Raw genomic sequence first — 14,264 nt, forward strand, 5'->3', positions numbered from 1 at the left:
CGGCGTGATCATTCGACGGTGACCGACTTGGCCAGGTTGCGGGGCTGGTCCACGTCGTACCCGCGGGCCGCGGCGATCTCGCAGGCGAGGATCTGCAGCGGGACCGTGGTCATCAGCGGGGCGAGCAGCGTGGGGGTGTGCGGCACCGGGATCAGGTGGTCGGCGAACTGCCGGACGTCCTCGTCGCCCTCTTCGGCGATCACGATGGTGCGGGCGCCGCGGGCCCGTACCTCCTGGATGTTGGAGACGACCTTGTCGCGCATGACGCCGCGCCCGGCCGGCGACGGGACGATGCAGACCACCGCGGTGCCGTCCTCGATCAGCGAGATCGGGCCGTGCTTGAGCTCGCCGGCGGCGAAGCCCTCGGCGTGCATGTAGGCGAGCTCCTTGAGCTTGAGCGCGCCCTCCAGGGCCACCGGGAAACCGACGTGCCGCCCGATGAACAGCACGGTCGAGGCGGTCTTCAGGTCGCGGCCCAGGGCCCGGACCTCCTCCATCCGGCCCAGCAGGGTGCGCAGGCTGTCGGGGGTGGCGCGGAGCTTCTCGACCACGGCGGCGACCTCGTCGGCGTACATCACGCCGCGGATCTGGGCCAGGTGCAGGCCGATCAGGTAGCAGGCGACCAGCTGGGTCAGGAACGCCTTGGTGGAGGCGACGGCGATCTCGGGACCGCCGTGGGTGTAGAGGACGGCGTCGGACTCGCGCGGGATGGTGGAGCCGTTGGAGTTGCAGATGGCGAGCACCCGGGCCTTCTGCTCCTTGGCGTGCCGCAGCGCCATCAGGGTGTCCATGGTCTCGCCGGACTGGCTGATCACGATCACCAGCGTGGAGCGGTCCAGGATCGGGTCGCGGTACCGGAACTCGCTGGCCAGCTCGACCTCGCAGGGGATCCGGACCCAGTGCTCGATGGCGTACTTGGCGACCATGCCGGCGTGGTACGACGTGCCGCAGGCCACGATGAACACCTTGTCCACGTCGCGCAGGTCCTGGTCGGTGAGCCGGACCTCGTCCAGGATGATCTCGCCGCGCTCGCTGAGCCGGCCGAGCAGGGTGTCCGCGATGGCCTGCGGCTGCTCGGCGATCTCCTTGAGCATGAAGTACTCGTAGCCGCCCTTCTCGGCGGCGGACAGGTCCCAGTCGACGTGGTACTCGTTGCCGGTCGCGGGCGTGCCGTCGAACCCGGTGATCTCGATGGCGTCCGGAGTGATCAGCACGATCTGATCCTGGCCGAGCTCGATCGCCTCGCGGGTGTGCTCGATGAACGCGGAGACGTCGCTGGCGAGGAAGTTCTCCCCGTTGCCGCGGCCGACCACGAGCGGCGAGTTGCGGCGGGCGGCGGCGACCGCGTCCGGCACGTCCACGTCGACGGCGAGCAGGGTGAACGCGCCCTCCAGACGGTTCGCCACCCGGCGCATGGCCTCGGCCAGCAGGGCCGGGCCGGATACGGCGCCGGCGTCGCGCAGCGCGCGCATCTCGGCGGCGAGCAGGTGGGCCGCGCATTCGGTGTCGGTGTCGCTGCGGAACTCGACGCCGGTCGCCTCGATCTCGGCGCGCAGCTTGGCGAAGTTCTCGATGATGCCGTTGTGGATGACGGCGACCCGGCCGTCGGCCGACAGGTGCGGGTGGGCGTTGCGGTCGGTCGGCCCGCCGTGGGTGGCCCAGCGGGTGTGCCCGATGCCGGTGGTGCCGGTCTCGATGCCGTCGCCGGTCCGCTCGGCGAGCGCCTTCTCCAGGTTGGCGAGCTTGCCCGCCTTCTTCTCGGTCTGGACGAGCGCGTTGTCGATGATGGCGACGCCCGCGGAGTCGTATCCGCGGTACTCGAGGCGGCGGAGCCCGTCGATGACGATGCTCAGCGCCGGGCGGTTTCCTACATAACCCACGATCCCACACATGCGGGGCAGCCTAACCGACTTTCGCTCACACGTCATGCGCGAGAAGCGGCCTTATGAGCATTCAAAGTGATTGGAACGCTACTCCAACCGCCCCGGCAGGGCACACGCTCGTAATATCCAGCGGTCCATGAACACTCCGCCCAGCGGTGGTCATCCGTACGGGTGAGTGATCCGGGGGTGCGACGCGGGCGTACCGTCGGTCGGGGAGCCCTGACGGGGATCCCATCGGGAGGAAAGAGATGAACGATCCGGGATACCCACCGACCTCGGAGTTCCCACCGGTGAGCGGCCCGCCGGGGCATCCGCAGCCGGGGCCGCCGGGATATCCCCCGCCGCCGCGTGTGCCGCGCAAGAGCGCCATGCCCCTGGTCGCCCTGGTGCTCGCCATCTCGCTGCTGCTCTGCGGCGGCGTGGTGGTGGTCGGGAAGATCCTGGTGGACCGCACCACCGAGGCCGCGCAGGAGTTCACCGAGCCACTGCTCAACCCGACCGTGCCGGCCGTGCCCACCGACGCCGTCCCGGACTGGCCGGACCTGCCCGGCCTGCCCACCGGCCTGCCGACGAACATCCCGGGCCTGGGCGAGGGACCGGAGGTCACCGTGACCTACGAGGTGACCGGCGACGGCCGCGTCGAGATCCTCTACCTGGACAAGCTCAACGGCACCCCGAAGCGGGTCGGCGGCGCGGATCTGCCGTGGAAGGTCACCACGAAGATGAAGAGCCCCACCCTGGTCTCGGTGGTCGCGCTGCGCACCGGTTTCACGTCCGGCTCCGTCACCTGCCGCGCCCTGGTCAACGGCAAGGAGGTCGCCGAGCAGACCGCCGAGGGCGAGATCGCCACCGCCAACTGCTACAACGTCTTCATCCAATGACGTGTGGGCCGCTCCGTGGCGGACCGGCCCACACGTCAGGAACTCATCAGGCCGGGCTGGCCGACCGGACCTCGTCGGCGATCCGCTCGGCGACCTCGCGCGCCTGCTCCTCGGTGGCGGCCTCGACCATCACCCGGACCAGCGGCTCGGTGCCGGAGGGGCGCAGCAGCACCCGGCCGGTCTCGCCGAGCTCGTTCTCCGCCAGCGCGACGGCGGCCTGCACGGTCGGCGCGGCGGCGCCGGCGTCCCGGTCGCCCACCTTCACGTTGATCAGCACCTGCGGCAGCTTGTGCACGACCGCGGCGAGGTCGGCGAGCGACTTGCCGCTCGCCGCGATCTGCGCCATCAGGTGCAGGCCGGTCAGCACGCCGTCGCCGGTGGTGGCGAAGGCCGGCATCACGATGTGGCCGCTCTGCTCGCCACCGAGGGCGAGGCCGCCGCTGGACAGCTCCTCCAGCACGTACCGGTCGCCGACCTTGGTCTCCAGCAGCTTGATGCCGGACTGCTTCATCGCGATCCGCAGGCCCAGGTTGCTCATCACGGTGGCGACCAGGGTGTCGTCGGTGAGGGTGCCGTTGTCGCGCATGGCCAGCGCCAGGATGGCCATGATCTGGTCACCGTCGACGACCTCGCCGGAGGCGGTGACGGCCAGGCAGCGGTCGGCGTCGCCGTCGTGGGCCAGGCCCAGGTCGGCGCCCTCGCGCAGCACGGCCTCGATGACCTTGTCGAGGTGCGTGGAGCCGCACTCCTCGTTGATGTTGAGGCCGTCCGGGTCGGCGTGGATGGCGATGACCTCGGCGCCGGCCTCCTTGTACGCCACCGGGCCGACCTCGCTGGCCGCGCCGTTCGCGCAGTCCACCACGACCTTGATGCCGTCGAGGCGGTGCGGGATCGACTCGACCAGGTGCCGGATGTAGTACTCCGCGCCGTCGAGCAGGTCGTTGACCCGGCCGATCCCGGCGCCGGTGGGCCGGCCGATCAGCCCGTGCCCGTCCTCGATCGCCTTCTCGATGGCCTCCTCGAGCTCGTCGGGGAGTTTCGTGCCGCCGGCCGCGAACAGCTTGATGCCGTTGTCGGGCATGGGGTTGTGCGACGCCGACAGCATCACACCCAGGTCGGCACGGGTCTGCCCGACGAGGTACGCGACCGCCGGCGTGGGGAGCACACCGACGCGGACCACGTTGGCCCCGGCACTGGTGAGGCCCGCGACGACCGCTGCTTCCAGCATCTCGCCGCTGGCCCGCGGGTCACGCCCCACGATCGCGAGCGGCTGGTGGCTGCTGTCGGTCTCGACGAGCACCCGCGCGGCCGCGACTGCGACCGAGAGGGCCAGTTCAGGGGTGAGCAGATCGCCGTTCGCGAGGCCGCGAACGCCGTCCGTGCCGAAGAGTCGCCCCATGGCGGCTTCCTTTCGCCGGTAAACGTGGTCTCCAGCCTGCCTCAGCGATCGGCTGGTCCAGGAGTACCGGAACGGCTAGTTGGGGATGGTGCGGGGGTGAAACATCGACGGCCGAGCAGATCCCCAGCGGAGGGATGTGCTCGGCCGTCGATTCAGACGACGCGCAGAATCAGCGCTTCGAGTACTGCGGCGCCTTGCGGGCCTTCTTGAGACCGTACTTCTTGCTCTCCTTGACGCGGGCGTCACGGGTCAGGAAGCCGGCCTTCTTCAGCGCCGGACGGTCGTCGGGCTCGACGGCGATGAGCGCACGCGCGATGGCGAGACGGAGCGCACCGGCCTGGCCGGTGATGCCGCCGCCACGCAGGTTCGCGATGACGTCGAACTGCTCGGCCCGCTCGGCGGTCACCAGCGGCTCGCGGATGAGCTGCTGGTTGACCTTGCTGGGGAAGTAGTTCTCCAGGTCACGGCCGTTGCAGGTGATCTTGCCGTTGCCGGGCACGAGACGCACCCGGACGATGGCCTCCTTGCGGCGGCCGACGGTCTGGACCGGGCGGTCGCCGGGGCGCAGAACGCGGGTCGGGGCCGGGGCGGTCGCCTCGACGACGACGACCGTCTCAGCAGGCTCTTCGACGGTCTCGACGGACTCGACGGTCTCGACGACCTCGGGCTCGGTAATGTCGGACATGCTGCCTTCTCCCGCGCTCACTGCGCGATCTGCTTGATTTCGAACGGCTGGGGCTGCTGAGCGGCGTGCGGGTGCTCAGCGCCCGGGTAGACCTTCAGCTTCTTGATGATCTGCCGCGCGAGCTTGTTGTGCGGGAGCATGCCCTTGACGGCCAGCTCGATCGCCTTCTCGGGGCGCTTGGTGAGCAGCTCCTCGTAGCCGACCTGCTTCAGACCACCCGGGTAACCCGAGTGCCGGTAGGCGACCTTGGTCTGCCGCTTGTTGCCGGTCAGGGCGACCTTGCCGGCGTTGATGATCACCACGAAGTCGCCGGTGTCGACGTGCGGGGCGAACGTGGGCTTGTGCTTGCCACGCAGGAGGTTCGCGGTGTGAGTGGCCAGGCGGCCCAGAACGACGTCAGAAGCGTCGATAATGTGCCACTGACGCTCGATCTCACCCGGCTTCGGGCTGTACGTACGCACAGAATTACCTTGTCTCGTCGTCGGTCTGGGGGCGCGCGTGTGTGCATCGAAGAAGATGCGTCAAGCGACCCCGCACAGGGACCACTCGCAACAGTCGCACAACAGCAGGCAACAATACCCGGATGCGCGGCGCGTGGTCAAAACAGGAGCATCGTTCAGGGCACCAGCGAACCGGCGAGCATCCTGGTTGCAGACACTCAGCCCTGATGGAACCCCTTGCACGGCAAGCATACCCCCGGCCCGGGACATGCCCGAAGCGGGTGCCGCCACCCACCCTAGCGCGGCTTAGCAGGCTTGAAACAAACGGGACGCTTCACCGAAATTACCCCACGGCAGGCTTCGATCCATGGCCAACGGTGCGGTTCCCCTGACGAAGCGGCCCGGCATCGGCCGACGCCGTCTCGGCGGGCGCACCATGGAGAGACCATCGTCAGGGTTGAGGACGGACCTGACGATGTTCGCCGGCCGGGGTTCCCGGCCCGGCGAGGAGGAGTCGCGGCGTGCCCCGGACGGAGGCACGGCGAAGAACGCAGGCGTGACATGGGAGCGGGTCGACGCTGAGGACGGCGGGCTTCGAGCGTGCCCTTCGGTGGACCGTTCGGCCACGCCGCGACTTCTCGTCCCAGGGCCGTTCCCCGGCCCGGGCCTCGGATGACGGAGCGGCCCACGGGCGCCCGCCGGGCGCTGCTGACCCCGGCTGCCCTCGCGGAGCCGGCCGCCGCGCTCTCCGGTTACACCGTCGGCGTGACCGCCGACCGCCGCAACGACGAGCTGGCCACCCTGCTGGAAGCGCGCGGCGCCCGGGTGGTGCTGGCCCCCGCCCTGCGCATCGTCCCGATCTCCGACGACGCCGAGTTGCGTGCCGCGACCCGGGCCTGCCTCGACACTCCCCCCGACATCGTGCTGGTCAACACCGGCATCGGCATGCGCGGCTGGCTGGAGGCGGCGGAGGGCTGGGGTCTGGCCGAGCCGCTGCGCGCGGTCCTGTCCCGCAGCCATCTGGTGGCCCGCGGCCCGAAGGCGCGCGCCGCCGTCCACGCCGCCGGCCTGTCCGCCCAGTGGTCACCCGACGGTGAGGGCTTCGACGAGGTGATCGAGCACCTCACCGCCCGCGGCCTGGCCGGCCGGACCGTCGCGATGCAGTTGCACGGGGAGAGCCAGCCGGAGTACACCGAGGTGCTGGAGTCGGCCGGCGCCCGGGTCATCGAGCTGCCGGTCTACCGCTGGGCGCCGCCCACCGACCCGGCGCCGCTGCACCGGCTGGTCGACCTGGTCATCGCCCGGCTGGTCGACACCGTCACGTTCACCTCGGCCGCCGCCGTCCAGGCGCTGATCCGGGCCGCCGGCACCGGCGCCGACGCGCTGCTGGACGCGCTCCGCGAGGACGTCATGGCCGCCTGCGTGGGGCCGGTCACCTCGGCTCCGCTGCGCCGGCACGGGGTGCCGGTGGTGACGCCGGGACGGGCCCGGTTGAGCGCGCTGGTCCGTACCATCGTGGAAGAACTCCCGAAGCGGGCCGTGACCCTCAAGGTCTCCGGGCATGCGCTGACCCTCCGCGGTCACGCCGCGGAGGTGGACGGGGTGCTGCGCCCGCTGGCGCCCGCCCCGATGGCGGTGCTGCGGGCCCTGGCGAACGCTCCGGGCCGGGTCCTGTCCCGCGCCGCCCTGCTGCAGGCGCTGCCCCGCGGCGCCGACGAGCACGCGGTGGAGATGGCGGTGGCCCGCCTGCGGGCGGGCCTGGCCATCCCCAACATCGTTCAGACCGTGGTGAAGCGGGGTTACCGCATTCCGGTCTAGACCGGCGCGGCCTGCTCGTGCTCGGCCACCAGGGTCGCCATCGCGTGCTCGACCACCCCGATCAGCACGGCCTTCACCGAGTCGCGGTGGCGGGCGTCGCACATCAGCAGCGGCACCCGGGCCGGGATGGCGAGCGCCTCCCGGACCTCCTCCGGCTCGTACCGTGGCGCGCTGTCGAAGCAGTTGACCGCGACCAGGTACGGCAGGTGCCGGTTCTCGAAGTAGTCCAGCGGCGCGAACGCGTCACTGAGCCGCCGGGTGTCGACCAGCACCGCCGCGCCGACCGCGCCCCGGATCAGCTCGTCCCACATGAACCAGAACCGGGTCTGCCCCGGCGTCCCGAACAGGTAGAGGATCAGATCCTCGGCCATCGTGATCCGGCCGAAGTCCATCGCGACGGTGGTGCTCTCCTTGCCCGGCACCTTCGAGGCGTCGTCGATGCCGGCCCCCGCCACGGTCATCACCGCCTCGGTGGTGAGCGGCTCGATCTCGGAGACCGCACCGACGAGGGTCGTCTTGCCCACGCCGAAACCACCCGCGACGACGATCTTCGCGGAGGTGATCTCAGCGGGGTGCGCCCGCGTCCGCTCAGAGGTTGCGAAGTCCACCCAACACCCTTCCCAGCAGGTCCATCCGCTCCGTGAACCCGGTCCGGGGAGCGGCACTGTGCAGCTGAAGCAACCCGTCGGCCACCATGTCGGCGACGAGCACCCGGGCCACCCCGAGGGGCAGCCGGGACAACGCCGCGATCTCGGCGAGCGAGACTGCCTTCGGCTCGCACAGCGCGGCGATGCGGTACTTGTCGTGCCCGGCGAAACGCGCTTCCTGCACGGCCGCCGGGCTGGCGAGCAGGACCGCCTCGATCGGGATCTCCCGGATCGGTTCGGTCCGGCCGCGGGTGACCGCGTACGGCCGCACCAGGTTGCCCCGGGGATCGTGCGGCTGTGTCATGTCGCGGTCACCTCGTCTCCGCCGGGGCGAACCCCGGCGACTAGTGGCTGACGGCCTCGCGTGGCGCCGGCGACAGTGCCGCGCCGACGCGTTCCACCAGCAGGGCCATCTCGTAGCCGACCTGGCCGACGTCGCAACTGCGCGCCGCCAGGACCGCCATCGACGAACCGTCGCTGATGGACATCAGGAAAAGATAACCGCTGTCCATTTCGATGATGGTCTGCTGCACGACACCGGCGTTGAACATCCGGGACGCGCCTTCGGTGAGACTGACCACGCCGCAGGTGATCGCGGCGAGCTGGTCGGCACGATCCGGCGGCAGATCGCGGGACGACGCCAGCAGCAGCCCGTCCGCGGAGACCGCGACCACGTGCGCGATACCGGCGACGCTGTCCGCGAAGTTGCTGAGCAGCCAGCCCATGTCCTGCATGGTGGGGGGCCTGGTCACTGATCCTTCTCCTTCGGAGCCTGTCCTGCCGGGGCGGCGGTCTCGGCAACGCCGTCCGTCCGCCCCCGTTGCACTCCTCTGTGGTACGCGGAAAGCAGCCCGCGAACCTCATCCGGAGTACGACGTTGTTGTGCCCGCGGCGTCGTCTGCACCCCGCCGGGGACGAGTTGGGCCTGCGGGATCCGCTTCGGGAGCCCGGAGTTCGTCTGGCCGGCGTCCCTCGGGTCGGCCGCCGCCATCGCGCGCTGCCAGCCCTCGTCGGCCGACGTGCGCCAGCGGTCGTCGCCGGACGGCCGGGGCGCCGGGACGGGACGGGGCGGCTCCGGGGCGGGCTGCGCCGAAACGGTCACCGGGGTCGGCGGTGGCGCGTACCCGGCGGTCGGCATGCCGGTCCTCGGATCGGCCTCCGCCTCACCCTCGAACCAACTGTGCTGCATCTCCCAGCGGATCTTCTCCGCGGCCGTCTCCGGGGCCACGGGGGCTGCCGCGGCTTGCGCCGGCGTCGGGGCCGGCGGCCTTTCCACTGCTGGGGGTACGGGTGACAGCAGCGGCGCGGAATCCACGGCGAAGGCGTCCGCTGTACCGGGGATCCGGGTCGGCAGCGGCGGCCGGTCGGGGGTCGGTGCCTCCGGGGTGCGCGGCACGCGGGCCGGCAGCGGCGGCCGGTCCGGAGTCGGTGCCAGATCCAGATCGGACAGTGGTCCGACCGGCTGCAACGGCCGGATCGGCGGCGGAGCGGGTTGCGGCGCGACCCGTACCGGTGGCCGCACGTCGGGGTTGCGCGGCGTTCCCGCCGGCGGCGGGCCGGGACGGGTCCAGCTGGCCGCCCGGGACGGCGGGGCGGTGACCCGGCCGGGCAGCACCACGATCCCGGCCGGCAGCGTCACCTCGACGACGGTGCCGCCCTCGGGCGCAGATCGCAGCTCGACCCGGATGCCGTGCCGGGCCGCCAGCCGCCCGATCACCGCGAAGCCCATCAGCCGGAACGTGCCCGCGTCCACTTCGGCCGGCGCCGCCAGCCGCTTGTTCAGCATCTCCATCTGCTCGGCGGAGATGCCCAGGCCACGGTCCTCGATCCGGACGACGGCGAGGTCGCCGGCGACGCTGCCGTGCGCCACCACCACGGTGTCCGGCGGGGAGAACCGGGTGGCGTTGTCGAGCAGCTCGGCGATCAGCCGGACCACGTCGTTGACCGCCGCCGAGCCGATCAGCACGTCGGTGTCGACCGTGCCGAACTCGATCCGGTGGTACAGCTCCACCTCGGACTGGGCGGCACGCAGCGCGTCGACCAGCAGGGCGTCCTCACGGCGTGGGGTGCCGACCTCGGCGCCGGCCAGGACCAGCAGGTTCTCGTCGTTGCGGCGCATCCGGGTGGCGAGGTGGTCCAGCTCGAAGAGGCGGGCCAGCCGCTTCGGGTCCTCCTCGACGCGCTCGATCTGGTCCAGCTCGCCGATCATCCGGTCGACCAGCGACTGACTGCGCCGGGCCAGGCTGAGGAACATGGTGGAGAGGCTGGTCCGCAGGGCCGCCTGCTCGGCCGCCATCCGGACGGCCTCCCGGTGGACCATGTTGAACGCCTCGGCGACCTGGCCGAACTCGTCCCGGTCGGTGACCGGGATCGGGTCGCGGGTCTGCGCGACGATCCGGTCCACGCCGCCCTCGTCCAGGTTCCCGACGTCGTGCAGCAGGTCCACCGCGGCCGGAAGGTCCCGGTTGGCGACGGCGAGGGCGCCGTCGCGCAGGCGGCGCACCGCGAGCAGCAGCGCCCGGCCCAGCAGCACGCCGATCGCCACCGCCGCGAACACGATCAGCAGCACGCCGATGAACTCGACGGCGGCCAGCCGGTCGGTCTCCGAACGGCCGTCCTCGGCGAGCGCGCCGACCTGTTTCTCCAGCTCCAGTTCGGCGCCGCGGACCAGCACCAGCACGTCGCCGAACGCGTCGGACAGCTCGGCCAGACCGGCCGGCTGGGCGCCGGTCAGCCCGGCGGACAACCGGTCGGCGCGGGCCACCGCCTCGTCGGCGAGCACCGCGTCGGCGGACGCCACCTGGTCGGCGCCGGCGATGGCCCGGAACTCGGCGAACGCGCCGGCGCGGGCCTCCTGCGCGGCGATCAGCTGCCGCTGCCGGTCAGGGCCACGGTCGCTGGTGGCGCGGGTCACGTACGCCACCGCGGCCTGATCGGCGACCGCCGACTCGACCCGGGAGAACCCGGCGAGCGCGCGGAGGCCGTCGGCGAGCGGGCCACGGCCGGACTCCAGGGTCAGCAGCGACTCGTACCCGGTGATGCCGTCGAGGATGTCGCCGTACTTCTGCGAGGTGGTCGCGAGCCCGGCCCCGGCCCGGCGGCTGACCTCGGCGCGCGTCTGGGCCAGGCCGGTGAGCTGCTTGTCGATGAGGTCGAGCCGGTCCCGGACGCGGGCCGGCGTATCGGTGATCTCGGCGCGTTCGGCGCGGAAGTCCCGCACCCGGGCGTCCACCGCCTTGCTCGTCTCCCGGTACGCCGTCTCCGGCGCGTTCTGGTCGGCGAGGTACTCCAGGGCGGCCATCCGCTCGTCGTGCACGAGCCGGCCCAGGCCGGAGAGCTCGGCGCCGAGTGCGGTGAGCCGGGCCACCCGGGTGGCGTCCTCGGACTGCTCCCGGATCTCCAGCGACCGCATCAACGCCATGCCGGCCACCGCGGTCAACGGCACGAGGAGCAGGCCGGCGATCTTGACGCGCAAGCGTGCGTTCCGCAGCCCGCGGAGGCCGCCACCCGACGTCGGCCGCGCAGCCTGGGTGCTCACGACTTCTCCTTCGCGGTCGTCCACGCTCCGTACCACGGCAGGAGCCGGCCCATGGAAGGCCGCGGTCCGGCCCCGTCCGGCGCCCGCAGCAAGACCCGCGCCGTTTCCGGCACGGCGGCGATTTCACCAGAACGCCGACCCTTTGGGAAGTCTGGAAGCTCCCGCAAAAGGCTCACCTGTCCGGGTGATAACCGCGCGCGAGACTGTCGCGCATCCACCCTCGGCGAGGTTGACGTGCACGAATACCTCACACGCCACCATCCGTGAGGTCACGGTCACCGGACAGCATCGCGATTCCAACCACTATGTGGGAGTTCGCCTCCCCGACCTCGATGAACACGGTGGCAAGAATCGGCGCGACGTGACGGACTCGGTGTCCGTGCGCGACAGTGTCCACTTCGGACCTACGATCTGGCAAGTGGCCCCTACGTCGCCCACAGATCACCGTAGGTGACGGATTTCCATTGACGGTTCTCTATCATAGATGATCTCGACTTTAGGGTGCCTTAAGAAGCGGACCCCGGACTGGCGCACCACACGGAACATTCCGTAACGTGCGCGGCATGGCATTTCGGAGCTGGGTGAAGCTGCTGGCCGCTACCCTCACGGCCGCCGCGGTCGTCGGAGCCGGCCAACTCGGCATCGCCTACGGGCTCGGCATGGTGCGGCTCGACCAGACCCTGGAAATCACCCAGCGTGACCAATGGACAGCGCAACTCGCCTGGGTAGCGTGGATCACCATGACCGCCGCGGCGATCGGCGCCGTGGTCGCCACCGGCCTGCGCCCCCGCTGGTCCCCCCGCCCGGTCGGCGGCGGCGGCGCGCTCGCGATGGGCCTGGCCGCCGGAGCCGGCGCCCTCGCCGTCCTGCCGCTGACCATGCAGCCGGCCCGATCCGCCCAGGTCACCGGCGTCCAGCCGGTCCTCGTCATCGGCATCTGCGCCGCCCTCGGCGCGGCGATCGGCATCTTCGCCGGGTACGCCGCGGCCGCCAAGGCGGTGGCCCGCTGGAGCCTGACCGCGGTGAGCCTGGCCGTCTGGGCTGTGGCGCTGATCTCTGTCGCGCCGTCCCTGACGCCCGGCAAGACCCCCGCCACGGTCCGCCTCGGCGTGCTGGAGGGCGGTTTCGTCCCGGCCTCCGCCGCCGACTACATCGCCTTCGCGACGATGCCGGCGCTCGCCCTGATCACCGGCCTGATCATCGGCTGGACCGCCCGCGGCCGGCAGTTCTCCACTCCGGCCGTGGCGCTCAGCGGCCTGGCCGGCCCGGCGCTGCTGACCCTGGCCTACCTGATCGCCGGGCCGGGCTCGGCTTCCGGGCTGGGCCTCCACCCGTACTGGGCCGCCATGACCGCCAGCGGCGCCGGCGTCCTCGGTTCGGTCCTGGCCGCCATCCTGCGCGGCGCGCCCGAGGACCACGCCACCAGCTCCTCCCCCGCTGCTGCCGCCTCCTCTGCCGACGGCCTTTCTTCGGACGCCAAGGCGGAGCCCACCACCGGCCTTCCCCGCCGCGATGTGCCGACCGAGTCCGCCATCGCCGCGGCGGCGGCCGCCGCCGCCCAGCGCCCCGAGGACCAGCTACGCCCGTCCGACACCGGCGTCTTCTCCGTCGCCGACCGGCCGCATCCGCTTCAGGACCTGACCGCCACACCGTCCGGGCCTTCCGCCGCCTCCTCACCCTTCACCTCGGGCAGCGGCACCCCCTTCGGCTCCCCCACCCCGGGCGCCCCCTCCGGATACTCTGCCTCGGCCTCAGCCGTTGTTCCCGGAACGCCTGCCCCCGGCATCCCTGCCTCGGCTTCCGTTCCCGGCATCCCCGCGCCGGTCGCCCGGAAGGCCTCCGCCCAGGTCAACGGCTCCGGCGACGCGGCCCGGCCCTCGGCTCCCGGCATCCCCGCTCAGCCCGCCGACCCCGGCAACCGGGTTCCCGCGGGCGCGCCCGGCTTCGCCGACCAGTCGGCCTCGTCCGCGGATGCCCGCTTCTCCGGACAGCAGCCGGCCCCCAAGAGCGCGAGCGGCGGCTTGCGGCGCGGATGGCGTACGCGCCGCTCCGCTCCCGAACCCCAGGCCGCCACGCCGTCCACCGCCCTGACCGGCGACACCGGCTCGTTCAACGGTTTCGCCGCCACCCAGCCCGGTCCTCGCGTCGGCATCGACACCGCCGAGCATCCGCGGGTCGCCGCCCGTACCCCGCGTGGCCCGCTCGTCCCCGAGCCGACCGCCGTCAGCGCTCCCCTCCCGCATCCGCAGCCGGTGTCCCCGCCTCCCGTCGCCCCTCAGCCGGACCAGCGCCGCGGCAAGAACGGCGCCCGCGAGGAGGACTACGTCGACTGGGTCAACGGCCTCGGCGGCGCCTGACCGGCCCCTCGCGGCACGGTTTCCGTCACGCAAGCATCGGCGAACACCGATGGAATGATGGGTTCGGGAGGTACCGCCGACCGCACGCACCGACAACGATGATCGATGTCCGGGTCACATCCCCGCCTCGACGCATCGGAGCCCGATCATGAGCACCCGCATCGGCCGGTTCCTCTCCGGCTTGACCCTGGTCTTCGCCCTCTCCGGCACCGCTCTCGTCGCCCCCGCGGTGGTCGCGCCGGCCGCCACCGACGCCGCCCAGGCCGCCGTCCACTCCAGCTGCACCATCAGCCGGTGCTCCGCCGCCCGCACGGCTTTCACCGGCTGGAAGTCCCTGGGCTGGCCGACCTCCGCCGGCTGGTACGCGTGGCCCTACGGCAACTACAACTACACCGGCGGCACCTTCTACAACCGCGAGGGCCAGCTCCCTTCCGCGACCTACTCGGAGTACGACGTCTACTCCCGCACGCGCGGCGCCTCCCGCGACGCCTACCGCATCGTCGTCAACCGCAGCACCCGCGTCGCCTACTTCACCCCCGACCACTACGTCACCTTCTACAAGCTCTGACCCCGACCCCGCGGACCCGCCGGCCGTATCCCAGCCTCGCCTCCCACC

The 14,264-nt window shown here is 71.9% G+C and carries 12 protein-coding genes; 4 read left to right on the forward strand and 8 right to left on the reverse strand.

Annotated features, from left to right (window positions below; all coding sequences use genetic code 11):
* Positions 1 to 8: 8 nt before the first annotated feature.
* Positions 9 to 1,892 carry a glutamine--fructose-6-phosphate transaminase (isomerizing) gene (gene glmS / locus ACZ3II_RS09115; protein ID WP_465517082.1) on the reverse strand — a complete coding sequence of 628 codons (1,884 nt, stop codon included), beginning with the start codon at positions 1,890 to 1,892 and terminating at the stop codon, positions 9 to 11.
* A gap of 239 nt (positions 1,893 to 2,131) precedes the next feature.
* On the opposite strand from glmS, the gene ACZ3II_RS09120 reads away from it, so the two are divergent.
* Entirely contained in the window at positions 2,132 to 2,764 is a 633-nt protein-coding gene (locus ACZ3II_RS09120; RefSeq protein ID WP_465517083.1) for an MmpS family transport accessory protein, read from the forward strand.
* Positions 2,765 to 2,810: 46 nt separating this feature from the next.
* On the opposite strand, the gene glmM is transcribed toward ACZ3II_RS09120, so the two are convergent.
* From glmM to rplM, 3 genes are all read right to left on the reverse strand, one after another.
* Positions 2,811 to 4,163, reverse strand: coding sequence for a phosphoglucosamine mutase (gene glmM / locus ACZ3II_RS09125; protein ID WP_465517084.1), 1,353 nt, complete (start codon positions 4,161 to 4,163; stop codon positions 2,811 to 2,813).
* A gap of 169 nt (positions 4,164 to 4,332) precedes the next feature.
* Entirely contained in the window at positions 4,333 to 4,848 is a 516-nt protein-coding gene (gene rpsI, locus ACZ3II_RS09130; protein WP_465517085.1) for a 30S ribosomal protein S9, read from the reverse strand.
* A gap of 17 nt (positions 4,849 to 4,865) precedes the next feature.
* Positions 4,866 to 5,309, reverse strand: coding sequence for a 50S ribosomal protein L13 (gene rplM / locus ACZ3II_RS09135; protein WP_014440773.1), 444 nt, complete (start codon positions 5,307 to 5,309; stop codon positions 4,866 to 4,868).
* Positions 5,310 to 5,960: 651 nt separating this feature from the next.
* Between rplM and ACZ3II_RS09140 the strand changes: the two genes are divergently transcribed.
* Complete coding sequence (locus ACZ3II_RS09140) at positions 5,961 to 7,106, forward strand: uroporphyrinogen-III synthase (RefSeq protein ID WP_465517086.1); 1,146 nt, start codon at positions 5,961 to 5,963, stop codon at positions 7,104 to 7,106.
* Here the strand turns inward: ACZ3II_RS09140 and ACZ3II_RS09145 are convergent.
* Genes ACZ3II_RS09145 through ACZ3II_RS09160 form a run of 4 tightly spaced genes read right to left on the reverse strand, consistent with a single transcriptional unit; the run spans position 7,103 to position 11,291 of the window.
* Positions 7,103 to 7,714: a GTP-binding protein gene (locus ACZ3II_RS09145; RefSeq protein ID WP_465517087.1), complete on the reverse strand. Its 612-nt coding sequence runs from the start codon at positions 7,712 to 7,714 to the stop codon at positions 7,103 to 7,105. The two genes, ACZ3II_RS09140 and ACZ3II_RS09145, sit on opposite strands and share 4 nt — an antisense overlap.
* A complete protein-coding gene (locus ACZ3II_RS09150) occupies positions 7,695 to 8,057 on the reverse strand; it encodes a DUF742 domain-containing protein (RefSeq protein ID WP_465517088.1) in 363 nt (120 codons plus the stop codon). Before ACZ3II_RS09150 ends, ACZ3II_RS09145 begins: the two co-directional genes overlap by 20 nt.
* A gap of 40 nt (positions 8,058 to 8,097) precedes the next feature.
* The gene (locus ACZ3II_RS09155) at positions 8,098 to 8,505 is read right to left on the reverse strand and encodes a roadblock/LC7 domain-containing protein (protein ID WP_063958855.1); all 408 of its coding nucleotides are present in this window, start codon (positions 8,503 to 8,505) and stop codon (positions 8,098 to 8,100) included.
* Entirely contained in the window at positions 8,502 to 11,291 is a 2,790-nt protein-coding gene (locus ACZ3II_RS09160) for a sensor histidine kinase (protein ID WP_465517089.1), read from the reverse strand. Before ACZ3II_RS09160 ends, ACZ3II_RS09155 begins: the two co-directional genes overlap by 4 nt.
* Before the next feature lie 563 nt (positions 11,292 to 11,854).
* Between ACZ3II_RS09160 and ACZ3II_RS09165 the strand changes: the two genes are divergently transcribed.
* A complete protein-coding gene (locus ACZ3II_RS09165; RefSeq protein WP_465517090.1) occupies positions 11,855 to 13,648 on the forward strand; it encodes a hypothetical protein in 1,794 nt (597 codons plus the stop codon).
* Between the two features lie 148 nt (positions 13,649 to 13,796).
* Complete coding sequence (locus ACZ3II_RS09170) at positions 13,797 to 14,216, forward strand: ribonuclease domain-containing protein (RefSeq protein WP_465517091.1); 420 nt, start codon at positions 13,797 to 13,799, stop codon at positions 14,214 to 14,216.
* The last annotated feature ends 48 nt before the right edge of the window (positions 14,217 to 14,264 follow it).

Source organism: Actinoplanes sp. NPDC019969, assembly GCF_055562375.1.

Excerpts from the sequence above, each read along its gene's own strand:
- ACZ3II_RS09165 (WP_465517090.1), top strand. The coding sequence starts at position 11,855 with ATGGCATTTCGGAGCTGGGTGAAGCTGCTGGCCGCTACCCTCACGGCC.
- rpsI (WP_465517085.1), bottom strand. The coding sequence starts at position 4,848 with ATGTCCGACATTACCGAGCCCGAGGTCGTCGAGACCGTCGAGTCCGTC.
- ACZ3II_RS09170 (WP_465517091.1), top strand. The coding sequence starts at position 13,797 with ATGAGCACCCGCATCGGCCGGTTCCTCTCCGGCTTGACCCTGGTCTTC.
- ACZ3II_RS09150 (WP_465517088.1), bottom strand. The coding sequence starts at position 8,057 with ATGACACAGCCGCACGATCCCCGGGGCAACCTGGTGCGGCCGTACGCG.
- glmS (WP_465517082.1), bottom strand. The coding sequence starts at position 1,892 with ATGTGTGGGATCGTGGGTTATGTAGGAAACCGCCCGGCGCTGAGCATC.
- ACZ3II_RS09140 (WP_465517086.1), top strand. The coding sequence starts at position 5,961 with ATGACGGAGCGGCCCACGGGCGCCCGCCGGGCGCTGCTGACCCCGGCT.
- ACZ3II_RS09120 (WP_465517083.1), top strand. The coding sequence starts at position 2,132 with ATGAACGATCCGGGATACCCACCGACCTCGGAGTTCCCACCGGTGAGC.
- glmM (WP_465517084.1), bottom strand. The coding sequence starts at position 4,163 with ATGGGGCGACTCTTCGGCACGGACGGCGTTCGCGGCCTCGCGAACGGC.